This window comes from Ruminococcus sp. MCC718 (genome assembly GCF_018783905.1).
Taxonomy (GTDB): domain Bacteria; phylum Bacillota; class Clostridia; order Lachnospirales; family Lachnospiraceae; genus Hominisplanchenecus; species Hominisplanchenecus faecis.
This window is the reverse complement of the sequence record NZ_WQNP01000047.1, coordinates 1-5,400: the sequence shown is the minus strand read 5'-3', so window position 1 is coordinate 5,400 and position 5,400 is coordinate 1. Positions and strand designations below refer to the sequence as shown.

6 protein-coding genes are annotated in these 5,400 nt (G+C 36.8%); 1 reads left to right on the top strand and 5 read right to left on the bottom strand.

Annotation, left to right across the window (positions count from 1 at the left end; all coding sequences use genetic code 11):
• Positions 1-151 precede the first annotated feature (151 nt).
• From GPK60_RS06105 to GPK60_RS06090, 4 genes are all read right to left on the bottom strand, one after another.
• Positions 152-1,897 (bottom strand): fibronectin type III domain-containing protein, encoded by a 1,746-nt coding sequence (locus GPK60_RS06105; RefSeq protein ID WP_215659084.1) that lies wholly within the window; start codon positions 1,895-1,897, stop codon positions 152-154.
• A gap of 71 nt (positions 1,898-1,968) precedes the next feature.
• Positions 1,969-3,582, bottom strand: coding sequence for a fibronectin type III domain-containing protein (locus tag GPK60_RS06100; protein ID WP_215659083.1), 1,614 nt, complete (start codon positions 3,580-3,582; stop codon positions 1,969-1,971).
• Between the two features lie 20 nt (positions 3,583-3,602).
• The gene (locus GPK60_RS06095) at positions 3,603-3,749 is read right to left on the bottom strand and encodes a hypothetical protein (RefSeq protein WP_215659082.1); all 147 of its coding nucleotides are present in this window, start codon (positions 3,747-3,749) and stop codon (positions 3,603-3,605) included.
• A complete protein-coding gene (locus tag GPK60_RS06090) occupies positions 3,749-4,141 on the bottom strand; it encodes a hypothetical protein (RefSeq protein WP_215659081.1) in 393 nt (130 codons plus the stop codon). The genes GPK60_RS06095 and GPK60_RS06090 overlap by 1 nt, the downstream gene beginning before the upstream one ends.
• A gap of 440 nt (positions 4,142-4,581) precedes the next feature.
• Between GPK60_RS06090 and GPK60_RS06085 the strand changes: the two genes are divergently transcribed.
• The gene (locus tag GPK60_RS06085; protein ID WP_022119281.1) at positions 4,582-4,815 is read left to right on the top strand and encodes an MscL family protein; all 234 of its coding nucleotides are present in this window, start codon (positions 4,582-4,584) and stop codon (positions 4,813-4,815) included.
• Between the two features lie 20 nt (positions 4,816-4,835).
• Here GPK60_RS06085 and rlmH read toward each other — a convergent pair whose 3' ends face one another.
• Positions 4,836-5,315 carry a 23S rRNA (pseudouridine(1915)-N(3))-methyltransferase RlmH gene (gene rlmH, locus GPK60_RS06080; RefSeq protein WP_022119280.1) on the bottom strand — a complete coding sequence of 160 codons (480 nt, stop codon included), beginning with the start codon at positions 5,313-5,315 and terminating at the stop codon, positions 4,836-4,838.
• Between the last annotated feature and the right edge of the window lie 85 nt (positions 5,316-5,400).

The following is a 5,400-nucleotide window of genomic DNA, read 5'->3' as shown; positions in this document are numbered from 1 at the left end:
TGTGCCACTGGCACATAGCACCCCAGTATTCGCATATCGTGGGATTATCATCCCACTTTTATGCTCATATCGGGGCGGGTTCCAAGGTCTTTCATCCACTTATGAGCAAGCTCATGTGGATTTAGACCTTTTGACCCCTGGCATCATTGTATTATCGTTTTGCAATCACCTTCACTTTGCTGTATGTTCCATATTTTTTAGCTCCATTTATCTTCTGATATGCCCGCACACGCACATAATATTTCCGGTTCTTTTTCAGTTTTTTGAGGACAACACTTGTTTTTCCGGTGCTCCGTTTCTTCGCCTTGCGGAATTTTTTATTATCCGCATAGCTGATCTGATAACCATCTGCCTTTTTTACTTTCTTGAACGTGATTTTCGCTTTGGTTGTACCGGTTCGCACTGCCTGAAGTTTTTTCGGTGCTGCTGTTTTTTTGACTTCTGACGGATTTGGCTTTGAATCATGGTCTGAATTCCGATTCGAGTCTGGAACAGATGCCTTATAGTAAATAACAATCTCATCCTTGCCAGGATGTCCGCTCAGGTTCGCAATCTGAAGTATATTCTTTGTATTTTCTTTATCATAGGTGTAAGTCACATCACCGATTTTAAAGCTTTCCTCCGGCTGATGCAAATAAGACTCGCCAACAATCAGTCCATCTTTATCTTCCTGACGTACCAGTTTCCCAGTAGCGGAATCCATATAAGAAACACGAACCGCCGCAGAATCTCCCGGATTTTTCTTTGTAAAGTAGTATGCTTTAATGACATTGCCTGCTTTATAGACATCACTGCCTTTTTCGATTTTCTTGGCCGTGATAGATAAATGATTATTTGCATAATCTTTATCAAAATAGTAAACATTTCCATTGCTGGCAGTCAGTTTATTCGGTACAGCTGTGTAGTTAATTTTTGCCCCCGGACTTGTAAATCGTTGATCTGTTTTAAATGCTTTGCCAGTATCCGCATCTACAAACTCCAATACTACCTTTGTACTTTCTTCTGCATAATCCCCAGGACGCAATTTATACAAATGATGGTATGTCTTTAAGATATTATCATTCAGATTCGATGAAAGTTTTTCGATATATATTTTTTCATTCAGTTTCCAATCATAACTATAATAACATTCATATAATCGCCTTAATTCGCTCAAATCATTATCATTATCCTGTCCACTTACATGAATATCGTCCAAGTAGAAATCATCGCCAACCGTAAGCCCCTCTATAAATTGCTTTTTACAGTATTCTGTATCAACTGGATCTAACTCTTTATATACTACTACAATGGCTTCGTTTGGTTTTATAGATCCTTTTTTATAATACAGCTTTACCTGATTTCGCATGGCATTTTCATTCGCACTGAAAACCCTCTCCCTGTTTTCTGTGCTCAGACTGTCATAACGATAAGAGATGCCCTGTTCATCTTTTATGATAAAATCAATATCATAATAAAAGTGATCTGATTTTTTCACTTCAAATGTCTCTTTCTTTATAACAACATCCGCGTCCTCATCCATAATAGTTACATCCACGCAGGTATGATCACTGTCTGACAGATGATATGCTTTGTAATATAGCTGGATCACATTTTCTTCCGAATTTTCAGAGAGATGTTCTATCTTCAACACATTTTTTGAATGTCCAAGATCAAACATATATGCAGTTCCAGAATCTCCGTCTATTCGTTCTTGTACCACTTCCTTTTTTTCAAGACCATACTTTTCTTCCCATCTCGGTGTGGCTTCATATGCTTTTCCCGCCTGCTTATCCGTGTTGCGTTTTTCTTCTTTAAAAATTTCTCCGGTATCCTCATCAATATACTGATAAGAAACTGTAATTTTCTGAGCCTCCTCGGCCAGTGCTGATACCGGATGGAGATACAAAATTGCCATTAAAAATCCCAGCAAAATAAATAGATACTTTTTTTCTCTTTTCATCTCTTTTCTCCCCTTTCACCACCAGCTCATGAACGTGGTCGTTTTGCAATCGCCTGTACTTTACCGTATGTTCCGTATTTTTTCACTCCATTTACTTTCCGATATGCCCGCACACGCACATAATATTTCCGGTTCTTTTTCAGTTTTTTCAGAATAACCGTCGTTTTTCCGGTACTCAGTTTTTTCGCCTTTCGGAATTTTTTATTATCCGCATAGCTGATCTGATAACCATCTGCCTTTTTCACTTTCTTGAACGTGATTTTCGCTTTTGTTGTACCGGTTCGTACTGCCTGAAGTTTTTTCGGTGCTACCGGTTTTTTGACTTTTGGCGGATTTGGCTTTGAATCATGGTCTGAGTTCTGATTCGAATCTGGTGCAGATGCCTTATAGTAAATAACAATCTCATCCTTGCCCGGATGTCCGCTCAGATTTTCGATTTGCAGCTTGTTTTTTGCATTTTCCTGATTGTATGTGTAAGTTACATCACCGATTTTAAAACTTTCTTCCGGCTGATGCAAATAAGACTCGCCAACAATCAGTCCATCTTTATCTTCCTGACGTACCAGTTTCCCAGTAGCGGAATCCATATAAGAAATACGAACCGCCGCAGGATCTCCCGGATTTTTCTTTGTAAAATAATATGCTTTGATGACATTTCCTGTTTTATATACATCACTGCCTTTTTCAATTTTACTTACTTTAATGGACAAATGATTATTTTTATTGTCCTTATCAAAATAGTAAACATTTCCATTGTCAGTAGTGAGCTTATTTGGTGCAGGATAAGTTCTCGTTGATTCAATAAAAACATATCTCCTATCTGTTCGAAACGCCTTTCCAGTATCCGCATCAATCAATTCAATAACAACCTGTTCTTTATTCATATGTCCGCCTAAAATATCCCATCCATGATTTATTGTTCTTACGATATTTTTTGTGAGATCTGCGGACAGTTCTTCAATATAAAACTTTTCTTCTTCTCCCCAGTAGTAATCATACTCCACTATAGATCCTCCATATAGTTCGCTTAAATCACCCGGAAGGATTTTATCTAGGTAAAAATCATCTCCTACTTTAAGTCCTTCTATAAATTCCTTTTTATAATATCCCAAGTCTTCTGAAACATTGTAACGCAACTCTCTATATACAGATACAATCGCTTCCTTTTCTCCAAGTTCACCTCTCTTATAATATAGTTTGATATGGTTTCGAAACGCATTTTGTTGTACTGTTACAATCCGTTCGCATTTTTTAGAACATTCGCTGTCATAGCGATAAGATAAACCATTCTCATCTTTCAGAATAAATTCAATATCATATGAGAAATGCTTTTGTCTATATTGTTCTATTTCAATATCTTCTGTTTTAATAATTGCATTACTGTCCTCATCAATACAACTTACAATCACAACACTGTTTTCCGAATCTTTTAAACGATATGATTTATAATAAATCCGGAGCACATTCTCTTTCGGATTTTCAGAAAGGCTTTCTATTGTCAGCACATTTTTCGGAGATTCGAAATCAAACATATATATTTCTCCATTCTCCCCTTCTATACTTTCACTTACTGCCTCTTCTTTACAATATCCATATTCCCCTTTTTGTGTCTGACTGACCGTGTAAGGTCTTCCTGTCATTCTGTCTACATTACGATGTTCTACTTTAAAAATTTCCCCGGTATCTTCATCGATGCATTGATAAGAAACCTAATCTTATTAGCTGCCAGTGCTGAAGCAGGATGCAGATACAAAACCACCAGTAAAAAACTGATTAAAAAGAATAAATATTTTTTCGTATTTATCATTAAGATGCCTCCTTTAACCTATAAAAGTAATATTTATTTTTATTGACTAAGCTATTCCCTCCATCTGATTTTACATTAATATTTAAAGAATAATAATGACCTGTTTCATATCCACCATCTAGCGGACTTAATGCTATCTGTTTGCGGTCTGCACTGTATGTTCTATCCGGCAATAGAGATAAAGTATTGTTTAGTCTATAGTCACTTATTGTAATATCTTTTTTAATACTCGTTTGTTGAATCGGATAGTTAAACGTCATCGAAAACTCCTTATCGTCATCCACAATCCAAGTATCTATATCATAATCAATATACGTTTCCTTGTTGTCACCATCAACAACTAAATCAACTGTTTTTCTAGAAGTTTTATCCTTTACTACAATTTTTTTCAATGCACTACTATATCCATTTTTTCTTCATCCAGTTTCCTCCTTTGTTTTTTTGCAGATCTCCATATTCTTCCTGTCACGTTGCTTGTAATTTCACGATATCATACTACACTCGTGTAGTCAATAATTATTCGATTTTTTATCAGAATTATTTTATATAGTCATTATAAATATTTTTAATATTTTGTTTTTCAAGAATATTTAATGCTATTTTTCTTATTTTCAGATACCTTAAGACATATAACAGACATTCTATCATAGTACCAGGACAACAACCACACATAAGATCTGAAACCTGATTCTGGTCAGTTTGACCATGCCCATGTCATTATGATAAAATATATCAGATAAATCGTAACTGTGAAGATATGGAACCGTTACGAGAAATCGTGGAATCCTCATCACGAACCTTCTGCAATTCTGTATGAAGGAGGAATCTACATATGAAAAAGTTCTTTGAAGAGTTTAAAGAATTTGCCTCTTCTTTTCTTTCGGATGTTGTAAACTTCATCTTTATGGCTTTCGTCCTGTTTTGCCTGTTAAAGGCGATCAACAAACTGACTTCGATCGGTCATAAAGCGGAAGAGCCAAAAGCTCCGACCACAAAAAATGCCCCTTCTGTAAAACAGAGATCGACATTGAGGCAACACGCTGTCCTCACTGCACTTCTGTCTTAGAAGAGGCTAAAAAAGACTGATTATTTATGATATGGTTCGTGATGGATGATTCGGAAACCGCGATAAATCTGTTCCAGAAGGATCACACGCATCAGTTGGTGGGGAAATGTCATTTTCGAAAAACTGATGCGTTCGTCTGCCTGGCGAAGGAGACTGTCCGACATGCCAAGTGATCCGCCGATCAGAAAGCAGATATGGCTCTCCCCACGGATACCAAGACCCTGGATCTTTTCGGCAAAATTTTCGGATGTCATCTGCTTTCCGTCGATCGCCAGAGCGATCGTATAGGCACTGTCTTTTAACACTTTCCGGACACGCTCTGCTTCTTTTTCTTTGATCTGTTCTTCGATGGCCGCACTTGCACCGTCCGGTGTCTTTTCATCCGCCACTTCCAGAATTTCCAGTTTGCAGTATCTGCTTAAACGTTTCTGGTATTCTGCGATGGCATCTGTAAAATATTTTTCTTTTATTTTTCCGACTGTGATCAGTGTTATTCTCATATATACCGTTACTGAAAACTTATAAAAAGTTATAAACCTTTATGTTTCATTCCTACTTCAATGAGTATGCTTTTGTACTGTCGAA

Excerpts from the sequence above, each read along its gene's own strand:
- GPK60_RS06105 (WP_215659084.1), bottom strand. The coding sequence starts at position 1,897 with ATGGCAATTTTGTATCTCCATCCGGTATCAGCACTGGCCGAGGAGGCT.
- GPK60_RS06100 (WP_215659083.1), bottom strand. The coding sequence starts at position 3,582 with ATGACAGGAAGACCTTACACGGTCAGTCAGACACAAAAAGGGGAATAT.
- GPK60_RS06095 (WP_215659082.1), bottom strand. The coding sequence starts at position 3,749 with ATGATAAATACGAAAAAATATTTATTCTTTTTAATCAGTTTTTTACTG.
- GPK60_RS06085 (WP_022119281.1), top strand. The coding sequence starts at position 4,582 with ATGAAAAAGTTCTTTGAAGAGTTTAAAGAATTTGCCTCTTCTTTTCTT.
- rlmH (WP_022119280.1), bottom strand. The coding sequence starts at position 5,315 with ATGAGAATAACACTGATCACAGTCGGAAAAATAAAAGAAAAATATTTT.